At 47.2% G+C, this 19,509-nt stretch carries 21 protein-coding genes, 2 tRNA genes and 1 pseudogene; 13 read left to right on the top strand and 11 right to left on the bottom strand.

All coding sequences use genetic code 11. The features are described from left to right. Positions 1-114 precede the first annotated feature (114 nt). The 12 genes from hemF (at position 115) to EBB_RS09610 (ending at position 9,941) form a co-directional block, all read left to right on the top strand. Entirely contained in the window at positions 115-1,029 is a 915-nt protein-coding gene (hemF, locus tag EBB_RS09665; RefSeq protein WP_192393658.1) for an oxygen-dependent coproporphyrinogen oxidase, read from the top strand. Positions 1,030-1,261: 232 nt separating this feature from the next. Further along, positions 1,262-2,188, top strand: coding sequence for a hypothetical protein (locus EBB_RS09660; protein WP_192393656.1), 927 nt, complete (start codon positions 1,262-1,264; stop codon positions 2,186-2,188). 88 nt (positions 2,189-2,276) lie between these two features. Then, a tRNA-Val gene (locus EBB_RS09655) sits at positions 2,277-2,353 on the top strand. 48 nt (positions 2,354-2,401) lie between these two features. After that, the gene (gene thrS, locus EBB_RS09650; protein WP_192393654.1) at positions 2,402-4,309 is read left to right on the top strand and encodes a threonine--tRNA ligase; all 1,908 of its coding nucleotides are present in this window, start codon (positions 2,402-2,404) and stop codon (positions 4,307-4,309) included. Positions 4,310-4,331: 22 nt separating this feature from the next. Continuing rightward, positions 4,332-4,856 carry a translation initiation factor IF-3 gene (infC, locus tag EBB_RS09645; RefSeq protein ID WP_192394980.1) on the top strand — a complete coding sequence of 175 codons (525 nt, stop codon included), beginning with the start codon at positions 4,332-4,334 and terminating at the stop codon, positions 4,854-4,856. Between the two features lie 160 nt (positions 4,857-5,016). After that, complete coding sequence (gene rpmI, locus EBB_RS09640) at positions 5,017-5,214, top strand: 50S ribosomal protein L35 (RefSeq protein ID WP_020481987.1); 198 nt, start codon at positions 5,017-5,019, stop codon at positions 5,212-5,214. 29 nt (positions 5,215-5,243) lie between these two features. Then, on the top strand, positions 5,244-5,606 hold the full coding sequence (rplT, locus tag EBB_RS09635) for a 50S ribosomal protein L20 (RefSeq protein WP_020481986.1): 363 nt from the start codon (positions 5,244-5,246) through the stop codon (positions 5,604-5,606). A 141-nt stretch (positions 5,607-5,747) separates the two neighbouring features. Further along, positions 5,748-6,767: a phenylalanine--tRNA ligase subunit alpha gene (pheS, locus tag EBB_RS09630; protein ID WP_192393652.1), complete on the top strand. Its 1,020-nt coding sequence runs from the start codon at positions 5,748-5,750 to the stop codon at positions 6,765-6,767. Positions 6,768-6,782: 15 nt separating this feature from the next. Continuing rightward, positions 6,783-9,158 (top strand): phenylalanine--tRNA ligase subunit beta, encoded by a 2,376-nt coding sequence (pheT, locus tag EBB_RS09625; RefSeq protein WP_192393651.1) that lies wholly within the window; start codon positions 6,783-6,785, stop codon positions 9,156-9,158. 2 nt (positions 9,159-9,160) lie between these two features. Further along, positions 9,161-9,457 carry an integration host factor subunit alpha gene (gene ihfA, locus EBB_RS09620; protein ID WP_026146839.1) on the top strand — a complete coding sequence of 99 codons (297 nt, stop codon included), beginning with the start codon at positions 9,161-9,163 and terminating at the stop codon, positions 9,455-9,457. Continuing rightward, entirely contained in the window at positions 9,441-9,794 is a 354-nt protein-coding gene (locus EBB_RS09615; RefSeq protein WP_020481982.1) for a MerR family transcriptional regulator, read from the top strand. The genes ihfA and EBB_RS09615 overlap by 17 nt, the downstream gene beginning before the upstream one ends. 70 nt (positions 9,795-9,864) lie before the next feature. Then, positions 9,865-9,941, top strand: a tRNA-Pro gene (locus tag EBB_RS09610). 26 nt (positions 9,942-9,967) lie between these two features. Here EBB_RS09610 and EBB_RS09605 read toward each other — a convergent pair. Genes EBB_RS09605 through EBB_RS25865 form a run of 6 tightly spaced genes read right to left on the bottom strand, consistent with a single transcriptional unit; the run spans position 9,968 to position 13,598 of the window. Continuing rightward, positions 9,968-10,984, bottom strand: a complete 1,017-nt coding sequence (locus EBB_RS09605) for a tyrosine-type recombinase/integrase (RefSeq protein ID WP_371741586.1) — start codon at positions 10,982-10,984, stop codon at positions 9,968-9,970. Beyond that, positions 10,867-11,208, bottom strand: coding sequence for a helix-turn-helix domain-containing protein (locus EBB_RS26680; protein ID WP_371741550.1), 342 nt, complete (start codon positions 11,206-11,208; stop codon positions 10,867-10,869). The genes EBB_RS09605 and EBB_RS26680 overlap by 118 nt, the downstream gene beginning before the upstream one ends. Before the next feature lie 44 nt (positions 11,209-11,252). After that, a complete protein-coding gene (locus tag EBB_RS09600; protein ID WP_192393647.1) occupies positions 11,253-11,717 on the bottom strand; it encodes a FlhC family transcriptional regulator in 465 nt (154 codons plus the stop codon). Positions 11,718-11,729: 12 nt separating this feature from the next. Beyond that, positions 11,730-12,323 (bottom strand): STAS-like domain-containing protein, encoded by a 594-nt coding sequence (locus EBB_RS09595; RefSeq protein ID WP_192393645.1) that lies wholly within the window; start codon positions 12,321-12,323, stop codon positions 11,730-11,732. Between the two features lie 32 nt (positions 12,324-12,355). Then, positions 12,356-12,964: a FlhC family transcriptional regulator gene (locus tag EBB_RS09590; RefSeq protein ID WP_225587374.1), complete on the bottom strand. Its 609-nt coding sequence runs from the start codon at positions 12,962-12,964 to the stop codon at positions 12,356-12,358. Continuing rightward, on the bottom strand, positions 12,954-13,598 hold the full coding sequence (locus EBB_RS25865) for a flagellar transcriptional regulator FlhD (RefSeq protein WP_225587373.1): 645 nt from the start codon (positions 13,596-13,598) through the stop codon (positions 12,954-12,956). Before EBB_RS25865 ends, EBB_RS09590 begins: the two co-directional genes overlap by 11 nt. Before the next feature lie 86 nt (positions 13,599-13,684). Between EBB_RS25865 and EBB_RS09580 the strand changes: the two genes are divergently transcribed. Next, complete coding sequence (locus tag EBB_RS09580; RefSeq protein WP_192393641.1) at positions 13,685-14,668, top strand: hypothetical protein; 984 nt, start codon at positions 13,685-13,687, stop codon at positions 14,666-14,668. 368 nt (positions 14,669-15,036) lie between these two features. On the opposite strand, the gene EBB_RS09575 is transcribed toward EBB_RS09580, so the two are convergent. The 5 genes and pseudogenes from EBB_RS09575 to EBB_RS09555 form a co-directional block, all read right to left on the bottom strand. Next, positions 15,037-15,279: a hypothetical protein gene (locus tag EBB_RS09575; RefSeq protein WP_192393639.1), complete on the bottom strand. Its 243-nt coding sequence runs from the start codon at positions 15,277-15,279 to the stop codon at positions 15,037-15,039. 63 nt (positions 15,280-15,342) lie between these two features. Then, positions 15,343-15,822: an Lcl domain-containing protein gene (locus EBB_RS09570; protein WP_020482883.1), complete on the bottom strand. Its 480-nt coding sequence runs from the start codon at positions 15,820-15,822 to the stop codon at positions 15,343-15,345. A 640-nt stretch (positions 15,823-16,462) separates the two neighbouring features. Further along, positions 16,463-17,826, bottom strand: a pseudogene (locus tag EBB_RS09565) (IS5 family transposase). 500 nt (positions 17,827-18,326) lie between these two features. Further along, positions 18,327-18,863 carry a hypothetical protein gene (locus tag EBB_RS09560; RefSeq protein ID WP_192393638.1) on the bottom strand — a complete coding sequence of 179 codons (537 nt, stop codon included), beginning with the start codon at positions 18,861-18,863 and terminating at the stop codon, positions 18,327-18,329. A 102-nt stretch (positions 18,864-18,965) separates the two neighbouring features. Then, positions 18,966-19,509 (bottom strand): hypothetical protein (locus tag EBB_RS09555; RefSeq protein WP_223146824.1); only part of this gene is annotated, 544 nt, incomplete at its 5' end.

Here is a 19,509-nt window from a genome sequence, read left to right as displayed (position 1 = left end):
TTCCGGAGAACCGACTTAAGTGTTGGCGGAATGCTTATTGTGGTAATTTGCGCTCAGTGGGCTACCGCATAGCGGTTGCTGAGTAAATTACTATCAACGGGGCAGTGCTTTATCATGATTGAGAACGATATATCTGCAGTTAAAACGTATTTGCTGAAGTTGCAAGATCGAATTTGTACTGCTTTAGAAGCGGAAGAACCCGCCGCACGCTTCATTGAAGATGCCTGGGAACGCGCCGAAGGTGGTGGCGGGCGTTCGCGGGTGTTGGCGAATGGCGAGGTATTTGAACAAGGCGGGGTTAATTTTTCGCACGTGTTTGGCAGTCATTTGCCACCATCGGCAACTGCTAAACGGCCTGAGCTAGCCAATCGGCAATTCGAGGCGATGGGCGTGTCCCTGGTGATGCATCCTCGCAATCCTTATGTGCCGACTTCGCACGCCAATGTGCGGTTTTTTATCGCCAAAAAAGATGGTGAACCGCCAATCTGGTGGTTTGGTGGTGGTTTCGATTTGACGCCGTTTTATCCTTTCCGAGAAGACGTGTTGCATTGGCATCAAGTTGCACGTCAGGCTTGTCTGCCGTTCGGCGAGGATGTGTATCCACGCTATAAAAAATGGTGTGACGAATATTTCTTTTTAAAGCATCGCAACGAAACCAGGGGAGTAGGCGGTTTATTTTTCGATGATTTGAACGAGCCCGATTTTGACCAAGCTTTTACGTTTATGCAGAGCGTCGGCGATCATTACCTGGATGCCTATTTGCCCATTGTGCAAAAACGTAAAGACAGCGCCCACGGCGACCGGGAGCGTAATTTTCAATTGTATCGGCGTGGGCGTTATGTCGAGTTTAATTTGGTTTACGACAGGGGGACTTTATTCGGGCTGCAATCGGGCGGTCGGACCGAATCGATTTTGATGTCCATGCCTCCGGTCGCGCATTGGCAATACAATTGGCAGCCTGAATCGGGTAGCCCGGAAGCCGAGTTGTACGACACATTTTTACGCCCACAAAACTGGCTGGGAATTTAGGGGGAATCGGTTAGTGACGTTGCATCGGAATTTGTTAGCAAGATTTGTTCGCAAGGTTTTGTTTTCAGTCAAGTGTGTTTGGTCTTTTTTTTGGATAGTTAGCTAAAGTTCACAAAATTTCTGCCGCTAAAACAAACGGCATGGTTGTAACCGCCAATATAGGAAGTGATTTGAGTCTGTCCTGTCTTTGGCTATGCGCCATTTGTTTTTATGCAGCGTCAAGGTGAATCTAATGACTACGATCAATTCATTGACAACATCATTGTATGTATCGCAAACCACCATCAGCATATCCAGCAGCAAAAGCACTTACAACGATGAGGATCAAGAGCGTCCGGCGGTAAGTGGAAGAGGGGAGAAACACGGGCGCCATCACGGAGGCGGCGCGTTTATGCAAAACGTCGTGAAAACCCTGCAGAGTTTTGGGTTAAATATTCCGGGTGCTGGGGCTAGTGCCGACGAAAGCTCTGATAATGATGCGGATGCCGGTCAAAATAATGCGGCTAATCTCGGGCAGTTGTTGCAGACCTTTTTGCAGGATTTACGGCAGGTATTGAAGCAGAGCGGTGTGCAGCAGCCTGCTGCTGAAGAGCAAAGCAATGCAAATGCCCCTCAAACGCCGCCAAAGCAGGGTACTTCGGCCGCTACTACTTCAGTACCTGCAACAACAAGTACTGCACAAAATGCGACTGCAACAACAGCAACCAGTGCTCAGAATAACGCCGGCACTCAAGCAACTACAACAGCTGCAACCACAACGAATACCCCAGCTCCACGCGCAACTGTCGCCGATGTGCGCCATGCATTACATAGCTTTTTGCATGATTTGCGCCAGGCTTTGAAATACAGTGCTGATCGTCGTCACGGTTCTGATGATGATGGTCCAGGCGACAAAATGATGGGCCGAAATGGCTATGGTAAATTCACAGATAATTTGGATAACTTGATCTCTGCTTTGACTGACACCAATGGTTCGGCTGGAAGCAAATACAAAGATTTGCAAGATAGCTTTAGTGATCTGGTTAATCTGCTAGGTAGTGCTGCTAACGGTAAAAAGCCTACTTTGTTGGAGTTCCTCAACAAACTAGCCGGCAATAGCGGGGAAAATGCCCCTGCCACCAGTAGTGCCAAGGGTGCTATTGTATTTGAAACAGCCTGATATTTAGCTTGTGGACTGCTGGTTTTACAGAAAAAGCTTGCATAAGAGATTAAGGTCGTTATAATGCGCGGCTCGAACGATAGACTTTAGGCGCGTAGCTCAGTTGGTTAGAGCACCACCTTGACATGGTGGGGGTCGGTGGTTCGAGTCCACTCGCGCCTACCAAAACATAAAGCACCGCATGACGGTGCTTTTTTTATTGTGGAATCGAAAATGCCTGTAATCACTTTGCCTGACGGCTCTCAGCGTCAATTCGACCAAGCGGTGTCTGTAATGGATGTAGCCCTGTCTATCGGCACGGGGCTGGCTAAGGCCACGCTAGCCGGCAAGGTTAATGGCAAGTTGGTGGATGCCGCTACGCTGATTGATTCCGATGCCAGTTTGCAGATTGTCACTGCCAAGGACGAAGAGGGTGTTGATGTCATTCGTCACTCCACTGCGCATCTATTGGCTCAGGCGGTCAAACAATTATTTCCCTCGGCACAAGTGACCATAGGTCCGGTGATAGAAAACGGTTTCTATTATGACTTTGCCTTTGAGCGTTCTTTTACGCCTGATGATTTAACAGCCATTGAAAAGAAAATGGCAGAGTTGGCTGCGCAAGATATTGCCATTAGCCGTTCGCTGTTGTCGCGCGATGATGCTGTAAAGTTCTTTGAAGGCTTGGGCGAGAGGTATAAAGCTGAAATTATTGCTTCGATTCCGGCTACCGAAGACCTTTCTTTATACAATCAGGGTGACTTCACCGATTTGTGTCGTGGTCCGCATGTCCCCAGTACCGGCAAATTAAAAGCCTTTAAGCTAATGAAAATTGCCGGAGCCTACTGGCGCGGCGATTCAAAAAACGAAATGCTGCAACGCATTTACGGTACTGCTTGGGGTGACGCTAAGGAGTTGGCTGCTTATCTGCATCGACTGGAAGAAGCCGAAAAGCGCGACCACCGCAAAATCGGCAAGGCGCTGGATTTGTTTCACACCCAGGAAGAAGCGCCGGGCATGGTGTTCTGGCACGACAAAGGCTGGACTATTTATCAGCAGATCGAGCAATACGTGCGCGAAAAATTGCGCGTGAATGGTTACGGGGAAGTTAAAACTCCGCAAATTGTTGATCGCACTTTGTGGGAAAAGTCAGGGCACTGGGATAAGTTCAGTGCAATGATGTTTACCACGCATTCGGAAAGCCGTGATTATGCGGTGAAGCCGATGAATTGCCCTTGTCATATCCAGATTTACAACCAAGGTATTAAGAGCTACCGAGATTTGCCGGTGCGCCTTGCTGAATTCGGCTCTTGTCACCGCAACGAGCCGTCCGGTACTCTGCATGGTTTGATGCGAGTAAGAAACTTTGTGCAGGACGATGCGCACATATTTTGTACCGAAGATCAGATTCAATCCGAAGTCTCCACGTTTATCGACCTGTTGTTTGAGGTTTACAAAGATTTTGGTTTCGAGGAAGTGATTATCAAACTGTCAACTCGTCCGGAAAATCGAGTCGGCGACGACGCGGTCTGGGATAAGGCGGAAAGTGCGTTGGAATTGGCATTAAACAATAAAGGTCTGGATTGGCAATTGCAGCCGGGCGAAGGCGCCTTCTACGGCCCTAAAATTGAGTTCTCCTTAAAAGATTGTATAGGCCGGGTCTGGCAATGCGGTACTATACAAGTCGATTTCTCGATGCCGGAAAGGCTGGATGCCTCTTATATAGGCGAAGATAGCGCCAGGCATGTGCCGGTAATGTTGCATCGGGCGATTCTGGGTTCCTTGGAGCGCTTCATCGGGATTTTGATCGAGCAGTTTGCCGGAACTTTCCCACTATGGTTGGCTCCGGTGCAGTTGGTGGTGATGAATATCACTGATCGCCATGCCGATTATGCCGAGGAAATTAGGCGGCAACTTGAAAAACAAAGTCTTAGAGTCAAAATTGACTTGAGAAACGAGAAGATAGGCTTTAAAATCCGTGAGCATTCCATGCAGCGAGTGCCGTATCTTTTGATTATCGGCGACAAGGAATTAGAGACTCATACTGTGAGTGTACGCACCCAGCAGGGTGAGGATCTAGGAAGTCTGTCAATTGGCGAACTTGGCGAACGCTTGAGAAACCAGATTGCGGATCGAAAATAATAACAACTTGGAGGATTAGGGTATCAGCTCTAAAAAAGATGCAACGCGCTTAAATACCGAAATTACCGCTAGGCGGGTTCGGTTAGTAGGTGCTGAAGGTGAACAAGTCGGGGTTGTTTCAATAAACGAAGCATTACAGCTCGCCTATGATGCAAACATGGATCTGGTCGAAATATCGCCCAATGCGGATCCTCCGGTTTGCAAAGTCATGGATTTCGGCAAATACCAGTTTGAGTTAAACAAAAAACTGCAAGCCGCCAAGAAAAAGCAAAAACAAATCCAGATCAAGGAAATCAAGTTTAGGCCCGGTACCGAAGAAGGCGATTACCAGGTCAAGATGCGCAGTCTGATCAAATTTCTAAGCGAAGGTGACAAAACCAAGATTACGGTGCGATTTAAAGGCCGTGAGCTAACTCATCGAGAGTTGGGTATGGATTTGTTGAAACGTATCGAAACTGATCTGGAAGAAATGGCCATAGTCGAGCAATTTCCAAAATTGGAAGGCCGACAAATGGTCATGGTAATGGGCCCGAAGAAAAAGAAATAATCCAATCACACGGTTTTAGCCGTTTTTTAAAACGGCAACGCGATTCAGGAACGAATCGGCTAGCGGATACTTTTTGTATCCGGAAATTCAATGGGGCCAAGCATTTTGCCTCACTGGGTTTTATCTCAGGGACTTTATTTTTAATCATTGGAGAAAACAAATGCCAAAAATGAAAAGCCATAGTGGTGCAGGCAAGCGCTTCAAGAAAATCGGAAGCGGCGGTTTTAAATGCAAACAATCGCATAAGCGTCATATCTTGACCAAAAAAACCACCAAACGCAAAAGACAACTGCGTAAAACAGCCATTCTTCATCCGTCGGATACGCCATTGGTTGCGCGTATGCTGCCGTACAGTTGATTTGTCACCGTTATTGAAGAGAGTAGAACATGGCTAGAGTTAAACGCGGCGTCACCGCTAGAGCAAGACACAAAAAGATTTTAAAACTGGCAAAAGGTTACTACGGTGCCCGTAGTCGGGTTTACCGCGTCGCCAAGCAGGCGGTCATCAAGGCCGGTCAATACGCTTATCGTGACCGTAAACAGAAAAAACGCCAATTCCGCGCCTTGTGGATCGTGCGTATCAACGCTGCCGCACGTTTGTACGGCATTTCCTACAGCCGTTTGATCAACGGTCTGAATAAAGCCAATGTTGCGATTGATCGCAAAGTATTGGCTGACTTGGCTGTCCGCGATATCGACGCTTTCGGCGCCATTGCGAAAGTAGCTATAGCAAACCAAAGCAAACCGTAAGGAAAATATTAAGCCGCTCTGCAAGATCGGCTTAATCGCTTGGCTCCCCGTTTCTGGCGGGGAGTTTTCCGCCGTATCTCGTTTGGCGGGAAGCTATCGTTTTGGAACCTCCCTCAATTACAGACAAAAGTGAGCTGAGTCGTGTCGGCTAGTATCGAAGATATTGTTACGCAGGCATTACAAGAGCTTGCACATGCAGCAGACCTTATTCAACTGGATCAGGTCAGAGTCAATTATCTCGGCAAAAAAGGCTTATTTACTCAGCAAATGAAAGAGCTGGGCAGTCTGGATCCCGAGCAGCGCCGTAGTGCCGGCCAAATTATCAACGATGCCAAAAATACCTTTCAAGAGGCGTTAGACGCTCGGAAATCGACTTTGGAAAATGCCGAATTGGCGGCGCGTCTGGCTAGCGAATGTATCGACGTTACCCTGCCGGGGCGCGGCCAAACTGTATCTGGATTGCATCCTGTCACGATCACCTTGCGGCGGATTGCCAAAATTTTTGCCGAGGCCGGCTTTAATGTCGTCGAGGGCCCGGAAATCGAAGACGATTACCACAACTTCGGCGCCTTGAATATTCCCGAGCATCATCCCGCGCGAGCGATGCACGATACCTTCTATTTCGATGCGCATACCGTACTGAGAACTCACACTTCGCCGGTACAGATTCGGGTGATGGAATCCGAAAAGCCACCCTTGAAAATTATTGCGCCGGGTCGTGTTTACCGTTGTGATTCGGATATGACCCACTCGCCCATGTTTCATCAGGTCGAAGGCTTCCTGGTCGATACCGATGTTAGTTTCGGTGACCTAAAGGGCGTGATTTTTGAATTTCTGCGCGCCTTCTTCGAAAAAGAAGTCAACGTACGTTTTCGCCCTTCCTATTTTCCGTTTACAGAGCCTTCCGCCGAATTTGATGTGTCCTGCGTAATGTGTGACGGCAAAGGTTGCCGCGTCTGCAAACAAACGGGCTGGCTAGAGGTCGGCGGTTGCGGCATGATTCACCCGGAAGTATTCAAATCGGTCGGTATCGATAACCAAGTTTATTCGGGCTTTGCCTTCGGAACCGGAGTCGAACGTCTGGCGATGATGAAATACGGCATCAACGACCTGCGGATGTTTTTCGAAAACGATTTGAAATTTTTACAACAGTTTAGGTAACGGTGGAAAATAATCATGCAAGTCAGTGAAGCTTGGTTAAGAGAACTGGTTAATCCACCTGTCGCCACCGCCGAATTAGTCGCGCAACTGACCATGGCCGGTCTTGAAGTCGATGCCGTGACGCCTGTTGCAGCCGAATTTTCCGGTGTGGTAGTGGGTGAAGTGCTCTCCACTATTCAACATCCAAACGCCGATAAACTTAGGGTTTGTCAGGTCAACGTCGGCCAAGCGGAAGCCCTGCAAATCGTTTGCGGTGCCAGTAATGTCAGGCCCGGTTTGAAAATTCCGGCAGCATTGATTGGTGCGGTATTGCCCGGTGATTTCAAAATCAAAGAATCCAAGCTGCGTGGCGAACTGTCGTTCGGTATGCTGTGCTCGGAAAAAGAATTAGGCTTAGCAGCGAGTTCCGATGGGTTGATGGAATTACCGGCTGATGCACCGGTCGGTGTCGATATTCGCGACTATTTGGCGCTGAACGATAACGTGATCGAGTTGGGCTTAACCCCTAACCGTGCAGATTGCTTAAGCGTCGAAGGCGTTGCCAGGGAAGTGGCCGTGCTGAACAATCTGCCATTTCAGGCTACGACGTTTGCCGCCGTCGCACCGCAACACACAGAGGCCCTGGAAGTTAAGGTTGAAGCGACAGAAGCGTGTCCGGTTTATCTGGGCCGTCTCATCAAAAATATCAATCCTGCCGCAGTCACGCCATTGTGGATGCAAGAGCGTCTGCGCCGTTGCGGCATTAGAAGTTTAAGCCCGGTGGTTGATATTACCAACTACGTGTTGATCGAATTGGGTCAACCACTGCACGCTTTCGATGCCGATAAATTGAGCGCACCTATCGTGGTTAGACGCAGCCGGGCGGGCGAGTCCTTGGCTTTGCTGAATGACCAAACCATAGAATTGGATGGTGACGCCTTAGTTATTGCCGATCAAAAACAAGCTTTGGCTTTGGCCGGGGTGATGGGGGGCAAGGATAGTGCGGTATATGGTCAGACTAGAGACATATTTCTGGAATGCGCGTTTTTTACACCGATTAATGTAGCTGGCAAAGCGCGTCAATTTGGTTTGCATACGGATTCCTCACATCGCTTTGAGCGCGGCGTGGATTTCAATTTGCAGCGCCGTGCCATCGAACGTGCGACACAGTTGATCATCGAGATTGCTGGTGGCAGCCCAGGTCCGGTTCAGGAAGTTGCTGCTGTTGCGGCTCTGCCGCCCAGAGTGCCCGTCAAATTGCGCAGTCAGCGCATTACCAAAGTGCTGGGTATCCAGTTCGGCGACGACGAAGTGCATAAGCTCTTCGAAGGTCTGGGCATGCAGGTTCAAGTAGTTGAAAACGGTTGGGAAATAACTCCACCTGGCTTTCGTTTCGATATTGCTATCGAAGAAGATTTGCTGGAAGAAATCGGCAGGATTTACGGGTACGACAATCTACCCAGCAGCAGTCTGTTAATGCGTTCTGAGTTGGGAAAGGCGCCCGAGGCACAATTATCGTTGGCGAGATTGCAGGATTGCTTAGTAGATCGAGGGTACCAGGAAGCGATTACCTACAGTTTTGTCGACGAGGCGATGCAAAATGCCGTCGCGCCGGGCGAAGAATTTATCCGGATTCAAAACCCTATATCCTCCGAGCTAGCTGTCATGCGCACTACGCTTTGGTGCGGTTTATTGAATGCGGCTTTGTACAACACGAATCGTCAACAGAGTCGCGTGCGCCTGTTTGAAACCGGGCTACGGTTTTTCTATGAAGACGGGCACATTCAACAGCGGAAAATGCTATCTGGTGTAGCCCTGGGGACGGTTAACACCGAACAGTGGGGCGAAAAAGCCAGAAAGCTGGATTTCTTCGATGTGAAAGCCGATGTCGAAGCGTTATTCGGTTTGACGGGTATTGCGGCTGAGTTTGTTGTCTATCAACATCCGGCATTACATCCCGGTCAAACCGCGCAAATCAAAAATTCACGCGGCGACGCTATAGGCTTATTAGGTATGCTGCATCCGACGCTGGAAAAACAATTAGGTTTCGATAGCCCGGTATATTTGTTCGAGCTGGAGCAGGAGGCCGTATTGGAACGGAAGGTTCCCAAATTCAGCGCGCTATCTAAATTTCCTTCGGTACGCCGCGATATGGCTTTGTTGGTGGAGGAGGCCGTATCGGCTACTGCAATTACCAGGGTTATTGAAGAATGTCGTGAGGCGGCGATACGCGAAATATCGATCTTCGACATTTATCGCGGACCAGGCGTTGCCGAAGGTTATAAGAGTGTCGCGTTAGCTTTACTCTTGCAGGATTTTACACAAACGCTTACCGACACAGAAATTGATGCTATATTTCGCAAAGTGCTGGACACTTTAGCGGCTAAACTGAATGCAAAATTGAGGGAGTGATTGTGGCATTAACCAAAGCAGATATTGCAGAGAAATTGTTTGAAGACCTCGGTTTAAACAAGCGAGAAGCTAAAGAAATCGTAGAGTTGTTTTTTGACGAAATTAAAAAAAGTCTAGAAAGCGGCGAGCAAGTAAAAATTTCCGGGTTCGGTAAGTTTGAATTGCGTGACAAAAGTGGTCGGCCGGGCAGAAATCCTAAAACGGGTGAAGAAATTCCCATCACTCCGAGGCGTGTGGTGACTTTTAGAACAGGGCAAAAATTGAAAGCTCGAGTAGAAGCGTATGCTGGAACCCAGTAATAATAACGAATTACCGGTTATTCCGGCCAAGCGGTATTTTACGATTGGCGAAGTTAGCGATCTTTGTGCGGTAAAACCCCACGTATTGCGCTATTGGGAGCAAGAGTTTACCGAGCTTAGTCCGGTAAAACGCCGAGGAAATCGCCGTTATTATCAGCGCCATGACGTGTTGTTGATTCGACAAATTCGCGCTTTGTTATACGAGCAAGGTTACACAATAGGTGGTGCCCGTGCTCATCTGGCGAGTGGTAGCGCTAAGGAAGACAGTTTACGCACCAAACAACTTATTCATCAGATGATTGGCGAGCTGGAAGATATATTAGAACTACTCAAATAGCGTTTCCCAAATAATGTGATATTATGTCGGGCTTGCTCTGCTAGATGGGCATTGATTTAACGAGAAACTTCGGGGCGTAGCGCAGCTTGGTAGCGCACTTGTCTGGGGGACAAGGGGTCGTGGGTTCGAATCCCGCCGTCCCGACCAATGTTATCAATGGCTTACGTTATTTTTTACTGCGCTCTTTTTTCGAAGTGTAGTAATTTTGTCACAACAAGCTTTGAGTTTCCCGCATGGACTTTAAGGTGTTCACTCGAAAGATGTGCATATCTTAAAACCATGTCGTAACTTGCCCATCCTCCAAGTTCTTGCAGAACGTTTAACGGCGTTCCCGCTTGAACGTGCCAACTTGCCCAAGTATGGCGTAAGTCATGCCATCGGAAGTCCTCAATTTCAGCGCGTTTTAGCGCCTTTTTCCAGGCTTTTCCGCCGGCCTTTTTGATGGGTTCGCCTTCAAAAGTAAAAACAAAGGTATTGTGCTGCCCTTGTTGACTTTTAAGTACCGCCATGGCATCGGTATTGAGTGGTACAGAAATCGGCTTGTTGGCTTTAGCTTGCGCGGCATCTACCCATGCACATTCGCGCCTCAAATCCACTTGCGACCATTTTAAACCGGTGACGTTGGCTTCCCTCAGGCCTGTAGCTAGAGCGAATCTTGCCATGGCTTCCAAATGGCTTGGCAGTTCAATTAGGAGTTTGCTGGCTTCCACATGTGTTAACCAGCGGATGCGCTCATTCGGTTCTGGCAAAAATCGAAAATTGGGTACAGCATCAATCCATTCCCACTCGTTTTTAGCTCGATTCAAAATTGCCCGGACCAGCGAAAGAATCCGATTGGCGGTGGCATTACTCGAACCTTCGGCTTTTTTGGCCTCCGTAATGCGCTCCAACATCATTTTGTCGATTTGATTTAACGTCTTGTTGCCAAGAATTTCATCAAGCCAACGAAGGTGAAATTTGTCGGTTTCTATGCTTCGCTTATGACCCTGTTCAATAAGCCACTTGATAACAGCTTCTTGCCAAGTGTGTATTGGCTTCACGCCAAGTCTTTTCGTTTTCCAAGCATCAGCCTTTAATCTGTCGTGCAGTTCTTGTGCTTCTTGCTTGAGTTTAGTGCCAGCAGATCGTTGTATTCTCGTTCCGTCCGGCGCGGTGAATTGAATCCACCATGTGTCTTTCCGCTTGTAGATTGACATGGAATATTCTCCTTAGATGTATATCCGTCAACTACTTGCAGATTTCTCGCAGATGCAGGATAACGATCACTGACCCAATCGGCAAGATGTTCTTTAACAAAAACCCATCGTTTCCCGACTTTTTTGCCGGGAACTTGCTTAGATTTTGCCTTTCTACGGAGTACTTCTGGATTGATCTTTAAAAATAGTGCAGCTTCGTTTAAGTCAAGTGTCTCCATAGCAGTTTTGAATTAGGCATCTGTGGTTATTGTCAACATATCGCTTACATGCCGGTCTTACAGATCTCACAGCGATCATAGTCATCCCTAGCATTTAACAAGACCCAGGCTCGACAATTCGTGCACGTCGATAACTGGACTTTTTTATCTTTGATATCCTGCGCCACAACCCATGCTGCTGAGAAATCGAGATTTCCAAAGGGATAGGACTTTTTATAGGCATCAAATGCACTTATGAGGGTATGTATTTGACTGTCGGCCGATTTGCTTGATGCAACTCGATAGCACACGGCAAACAGCGTTACGTCCTTGTACTTCCGCCGACTTCCAGTCAGGCCACGGGTTGAAAATTTTATAGAACCACGACTTGGGGAACGACCATGCAGTTGTCGGTAGGTCTGTCGCAACAATTTAATGGGAATCCCTGTTGCTTGATACACGATTTTGACTTTGGCGTGACGATTGAGAAGTTCTATTGCCAGTATTTGCTGTTGGTATTTTTTAAGCATTAGCTCCCTCTCTTAATCGATAGCGCCACTTAATCCGAGCATAGCTTCCACTATCGGGGGTGATTCTCGATTGATACTCTGAATAAATTGACTCGAAAATCGGGGGGTGAAACATAGCCAATTAGATCGGGCAATGAAATCAATGTCTTCTAATGACAGTTTTTCGAGTGCCAATCGCATGGCCTCATCGGTAATCCCCAAGATTAATTCAGTCAGCACCGGGTTCTCCCGTGCGATTTCTCTGGCTTTGATGAGCCATGCCTGATTCATGGCATAGATCTCTTGATCGCAATCGAGCTTATCTATTGCCGTCAGTTTGTCAAAGTAGGCCTCAAGATTTTTGAATGCTGACTGCATCATTTTGTCGACATGCCCCGCCATATTAACTATTGTCAGTTTCGATTTTAGAAAATCGGATCCGAATTCAGCGACCAGTGGCAAAAACAATTCCTGAAAGAACCCCTGCGTTATGCTTTTAACGTCCTTAAAATCAATTGTTAGCGATTGCTGATTAGCAAAGCATTCACGTGCTAATCGGGCAAGATTTTTGCCATGGATAGACTGAGGTATTTGGGAACTGGTGGCGGTGACGACAACGATATTCATGCGACTTCTCCTTACTAGCTGATGGATCGTCTCTAACGAGCACTTGGTTTGTTCAATGTGAGCTTTTTTGATTTTGCGGAAACCCAACGCCGCCGCCCCGACCGATCAGTCCACACCTCGCAGATAGGGCATTGGCTAAATGAGACATCAGGGTGAATCATGCCCAGGTAGCGGGCGCGGCAACGACCGCAAACCATGAACACCAAATCACCCGCTGAGAGCAGGCTGATTAAATACCAAGCCCGGTTGATATCTAACGGATAATGTTGGCCGGAGCGCGGTTGGATAAATTGCCGATCGGCTAAAATTCTGGAAGTGACGTTGCTGTAGATCTCATAAGCTGCAACCAGTAAAGTCGCGTTCAGGTTCGGGGCGCAAAGCCGCTGCCGAATGTCTTCAATCATGCTTAAAAATAGCGAGGCATGAATGTTGTTGAACGCCGAGCGAATGGCCCATTGATGATCGTGTGGCAGCATGCCTTGTTTGGGTGCTTTCCCTTGTACCGTCTTAAAAAATGCGATGCTTTGCTTTCGGGTTAAATGGCAGAGTTGGCTGACAATTGGAGGACGGGCGCCGAGTTGGATTAATTTTTTCGCCAATAGCAAATCTGCGCCTATGTTTGATCTGCATTTAATGGGCATTGGTTTCATCCACGGTTCCAGTGATATTGGGTTGGAGCAGATCCACATAGGCAACCATAGGCAGGTTGCTTGGGGCATAGACAGGCAATAACTGAATCACAGCACGACTGCTTTCGGCGTGTTCACGAAGTTGCTCCTGTGTCATGCCGGCGAGACGGTGTATGCCAACTCGATCTAATCCAAATCGCCAGGCCGTCTCTTCAGGATTACTGCGCGCGCACTCTCTAGCAAGCATGAGATATTCGAAATTTAGCCGGGCAATATCTTCGTCCAGTGTTGACATAAACGCCTCTGAGTTGATTAACGACTGTTGTCGATATGCTAGGAGAGCAACGCGCAAATGTCCCGGTCGCAAAGTGACCTGTTTTGGGTCACAAACCTCCGGAACCCCCGATAGATATGATTTGGCTTTGTTGAAAATAATTGTCCTATTGCGCTGGCGACGCCTTTTTCGGCATATAACGGACGGCCAATTTGATAACGCCAGGCGAATTGCGGGGTCCAATGAATTGAATGATCCTGAAATTCTTCTAATCTCGTTCTGCTTAACAGAGACTTTGCCTACAACAAGTAGAGCCTTAATTGGTGTTTGACCTGAATAATTGCATTCCAAAATCATTTTTATATTGCTCATCTCGAATTTGTTATGGAGGACATTGTTATGAATCGGCTATTCACTAACCAGACAAATACTGCTGGTTACCTGGTTTGGGGTGGTTTATGCGTGAGGTAATTCAATGCTTGATAGACTGGCTGGATAGCGAGCCAAGCGATGAAAAAGGCCACCGCATATTGCGGGCGTTAGCCCAGGAATCCTTGAAGAAGTCAGAATTTGAAGAGTCGAAGCGGCGGTTCACGGCTGATGAAATCGTCGCCGCAGTCGGTGAATCTATAGGAATTGCCGATCCTAAAAAGTGGATCGATTGGCCGGGTTCGTTGAAGAAATATTGTGAAGCCAGAGAGCCACAAATTATCGAATATGCCCGTAAATATGAGCTGCCTCATTACCCAAAGCCAGAGCGTAAAAGCACAAAGGGCGGTCCGGGACAACTCACGACGTTCTATATCAAGGCAGAACCGATACCGGAAATTACGGAAGAAGACCAAGCGATTGAAGGTGTACTTGGCAGGAACAATGCTGCCGATTTGCAAGCCAGCTATCAAATGACTGAACTAGGTGAAATCAAACCCAGTTGGATCGCGAGTCGGTTATTTCGGCGTGGACAAATCGAATTAAGACAATGGCATGTCTGGGTTATAGCGGGTTGGCTAGCAATCATAGCTGTGTTCGCGGTGTTAATTGCTTATGCTGGATGGCTATCGTTATCCGTACCCAGATCCGTGACGACGCAAGATTTGACATTACTGGTAAGTATTTTCGCCATTCCCTATGTTTCCTGGGTCACGATCATCAAGCCTTGGATATTATTGTTGGATGATCGAATCGTCGTAGCCCATGAATTGTTCACAAATTTTCATGAACAGTCTGCGCAGTTCGAACTGCTACGAGACGGGGATTTAAGAGTGATTCGGTTGGTTCGGTATTCGGCGGCATGTCCCATTTGTGGTGCCACTATTTATCTAGAAAAAGGCGAGCCGGATTACAGACGAAGATTGGTGGGACGTTGCTACGAAAGCCCGAGAGAGCATGTGTTTAGTTTCGATCGAATCACGCGTTGCGGGCGGTTACTGGTAGATAGATAACCAACCTTTCCAAAGTTCAATTCAGCCATTTTGCATATTCCGATACAAATTCAGCCAGATTTTGAGCGGTTTTGATCGGCCAAAACCGGCCTTCGATGACGCTAGCGAAATCTTCCTTCCCTAAGTTCAGCGAATGGCAGCTTTTTGGCAAGTAACCTTACATCTTCTTTGGCCCGCCCGGCCACTATGCGACATTTAACAATTTCAGAGTTTGGCAGCAGTAAAACCGAAAGCTGTCTATCAAAGTTTGAGATACCCCCTCCTTGAGCGCAAAGGTTTGTCTCAACCGCGGTTTGTGGACGATCAAACTGACCGAAAGGATAGGTATTAATGTTACATCAAAGTTCTTGGCCTAAAGGGAGTTAGCTTTAAGGGTTACGGTTTTGAATTTCAGCCAATATTTTATCGACTTCTTTTCTGGGCAGATAATCCAAATCCCAGTGACTTGTGTAGTTTTCCTTTAAACGTCTTTTGCCTTTGTGAAGTTGCTCGGGTTCTTTATTTACAGCAAAGGCAGCTGTGCTGATTGGTTTTTCAGCAAGGTCGATCGGATCATCAGCATATCGATCAGTCTTTAAAAAACTAATCATTTTTGCAACCAGTGTATTCATAAAAGCTATTCCTTGATCTGATTTTTACCGGTAGACGCTGTTTTTCCTGGTTGGAGAAACAAATTAAAAAGACCGGACAGCACGCACGCTAAGCTTACTGTATTTATTGTAGCGATCCTGGTCGCCATTGCCGAAGCCCTGGATCCAGGCGCTGTTGATGTCTTGCTCCGTAGCGCTCCAATAGTCGTCTTTAGCAAAACCGCCCACCACGTTTCTGTGTTCATATAAGACTTTTAACTCAGTCTTTGTCGGCAAATGCCAGCCGGAGCCATAAGCACCTGCAACTGTAACAGCGTCACTCCAACTTAGTGAATTGATCTCATCGGCTGCTTTCGCTTCCAGGCCATGCTCACCCGTATCATCGACATAATAGACTTTGCCACCTTGGGGGCCACTGTCGCCAAGCCCATATATTGCAGCAGTCTTAGCTCTCTCGCTATATGGAACGGCCGGACTAACAGTGCTTTCCGCTTGAACAGCATGCCCCAATAATAAACCCCCAGCCAATAAAACCACTTTTGCTATTTCTTTGAGATCAATCATGGCAATGCTCCTTATTTCTGTTTGGCTGTTAGTGGTTCACTGGCGCTGATGCGGCGCTTTGCGCAAGTTATTAAGTTCACAGCCTAGATTAGCCAGGGTCTTTATTAGTTCCTGGTATTGGCTGTCATAGTGAAAGGCCAGATGACTTGCATGCTCCAGACTACAAAGTGGGCAATTGGAGAGGGATGTTGAACATGGTTTGCCTGAGTTTAGAGTCAACGAAATGTATCGAAGTGTCTAGCGATCCTGTCACAACAAATTAAATCTTAACTATCAGCTGTGGTGCTAGTAAACTCGGTGAAGATTGGCAGCTTTCAGAAATCGGAATTCAATGCCTGCTTTCCGGCGATGAATCTGAAGAGTGGACCGTCAACACCCGACCCCAAGGCAACATCGGCCTAAAAATTTCTGATGACAGCTATAAAACCCTTTGCAGACTCACAAAAAATCAAAAAAATGTTTTCTCCGGCAAAACAGGTTCCGACATTAAGTGCAATCAGAAGTGTAAATTTAGTGGGAACTACCCAATATTTAGGCATTGGCCATACTTTTTTTACCTCCGATTGTTTAACCGAAGCACACCCGGACTTTTTTACTTAGTCGTCCCTGAAAAAGCCGAAATTTTCATAGATACTCGGTCTTATGGTGCCAACAAGAATTGCTCAGATGAGAATGCGCCCCAGAGCCGAGACAGCGACTGCCAAAAATAAGACCAAAAAATCCTCAACCGCCTGAGGATCAAACGGATGTTGTGGCCGGCACCACAGAGGATGGCGTGCAACGCATCCCCCATTTCACCTTTGAGGTAATTGCGTCCCAATAAGCCGTCGTTCTTCAGGTGACCAATGATCGGTTCGATGGCGTTGCGGCGTTTTAACGCTTGCTTGAGTCTTCGGGTATTCACACCCCGCTTTTGGCGAGCTTTGTAAATGGTTACATTCGGCACTTCAATCCCCCGATAGCCTAAATCCACAAACACTTCCTTAGCGCGGATGCCGCTCAGAATTTCTGCCTGTTCCAGACAGGATTCCAACGTGTGTCCATCATAGGGATTACCCGGAAAGCTGCGGGCACCCAGCACGAAATTGCTTTTGTTGGTGACGGTGATGCCCACCTTGACGCCAAACTCGTATCTTTTGTGTACCTTGCCTTTGGCAATACACTCCACTTCCGGGGCGTGAAAGCTGTACAGCTTGCTTTTATCCTGGGTTTGCTGATTCAAAATCCGTTGGGTTTTCGCCAGCGTCTCTTTGAACGCCGCTTTGACGGCGTCGGATTGATTGTCCAATTGACGCTCAATATCACGATACACCCGACCGACCAAGGTTTTCAGTTGTTTGAGCATTTTGCGTTTGCGTTTCATGTGCTTGGCATGATGGTAGCGGTTTGCCACTTGTGCCCTTTGGGTATCAGCAGTAGATACGGGGCTTTGCGATTGTAGTTCTGCCTCAGCGAGATTTCATGTTGCTCGGCCAGACGCACTAGGTGCTGGCGGCAGCGTTCGTACAATTTGCCATCGGTTGGATAGGTGATGGCTTTCTCCTGGACGGTACTGTCCACTGTCACTGCTTCAAAGTCCTGCTTCTTTACCGCCTTACTGTCGATGCCTGCTTGAATGGTCAGGGCCAACAATTGCTCACAACCTGCTTCGCCCATGCGCTGCCGCCATTTGGTCAGCGAGGTGGGATGACAAGGCGTGTCGTGCTGAAAGAAGGTTTCGCCGCAAAAGAATTGCCAATAAGGATTCTCCAGCCAGCGGGCTACGACCGCCTCATCCGACCACGCAAAGGCGTGTTTCAGGTAATGCAATCCCGCCACCAACCGTGTGGACAGTGCCGGCGCCCCTTGTGAGGCAACAAAGTACTGACCGAAAGCATCGTCAATCGTTTTCCAATCGATCAACTGGGCTAATTGGTACAACTCGTGACGGGGGTTCAGCAGATCGGCCAGCGGGGTATTGAACAAATCGATTTGGCCGCTCGTTTCTTGGGATTTTGGCTTCATTTTGAATAAAAATTTGCAAGAAATTAATATCTATTTTACCCGTTTCTTGCAATTATTACCCTTCTTTTTTCTCGCTTATTACTTTTAATTCAATGCCTTAAGGCTATGTTTGTCCTATTTCAGGGACGACTACTTAGTTTTTTAACGTTTTTTAGGAGGGAGCATAAATTTTTTACCCGGTTTTTCGGGTATGAGATAAAACGTTAAAAAAACACTAGTTTTTTTAACTCATTAAATTTCGCAGTATTGAGATTGTTTGTCGCTTTTCAAAGTCAGTGTCAGCGAATTGTCAAAGCCGATGTCAAAAGTGCATATTCTGGCTCATCCTGAACACCTATTCTGAAACAAGTTGAACACTGATAGTTTGCGTCCATCAACATTGTTAGCAGGTTCCCGGCTCTAGCTCATACTGCTGACATTGATTTTGGAAAGTGACAGGATCATCTGCGGTTTTTTGGTGCAAATTTAATGTCGTTTGTTTAATTGCATCCTGATTTAGTTTATTTTTTTATCGTAAATGGGTATTCATTTTTTTCTGGGATACCCTGGATAGTAATAATAGTTTGGAAAATGTATTTACCTGGTGTCATTCCTAGCGGCGTCTTGATTTTAGCGGTATGCTCCCAAGTACCGGCCTTAATCTCGAAATCATCATTTTTACTTGCAAAGACCAAGTTTTTGTCTAAAGTTTTTGTATGGAAAATTTTCCTGCTTATAGAGCCTTTGATGGGTAATCGATCATCCGCACAGGTTCCATAAGTGAAGTGATGTAAAAGTTCTTGACCGGATTGTGGCTGCTCTGGGTAAATATATGTGCCTGGTTTTTCGATAATCATAAAGCGCCCCTGCTTCTCGTCGCAGCCTTTCTTATTCCAATGGGTAGTCAGTTGTTTTGGGGGGCACGCTGCTTTATTCGGATCACATTGCAGTGGCTCTGGTGGGATTTGGGCAACGGCCGTTGGCGCTTGAAGGGGCTCATCTAAGTAGGCGCAGGCGGAAAGGAAAATAGCAATGAAAGTGATCGCCAGTCGGTTCATTCTCGCGCTCCCAAAATTTGCCAAAATGCATGGCTGGAACCCCCGCCCTTGGTTTCGCAAACTGACAAGGGCTTGAACAGATGAATATCGAATATTCCTAGACTATTCATTTGTTTCTATACTCCATGGATTAACATGGTTGGGATTGGTGGTTATCTTGATGGGCCTTGGACGGGGTTTGTGCTCAGAAGGTGGGCACTCCAAATGCGTTGCTTTCTTGGACCCACAATTAACTGTTTCTTTCGGGATTTTACCAGGCATAGCCCCATTATCAGGCTGGAGTTGCAGTATCTGGTCCATCGACAGGTCATCTCCGGGAATAGCAGTTGACCCAGGTGGGCTCTGAATAGCATCTATTGTTGTTTCGATACCATCGCATAAATGCTTATCTTGCTGACTAACATCATTGCTAGTCAGCAAATAATTGCGTATTGTGTCACATGCTCGTCCTAATAAATCATCCAAATTCAAGTTCCATAAGATAACTCTGTCTTCATACACTGAAGCTAATGTTTTACCGTCAGGACTGAAACTGATATTGCTGATTTCGCTAGTAGGAAAAGAAGTCTGGATGGTACCCATTTCATTCCCTTCCAAGTTGAAGAGTTTTATCAAAGCACGGGTGTCATTATTACCTTTTTCTGTT

It is taken from the genome of Methylomonas fluvii (assembly GCF_014850975.1).
GTDB classification, from domain to species: Bacteria; Pseudomonadota; Gammaproteobacteria; order Methylococcales; family Methylomonadaceae; genus Methylomonas; species Methylomonas fluvii.
Note: the sequence above shows the minus strand (reverse complement) of the source record. Positions and strands in the feature narration are given on the sequence as shown.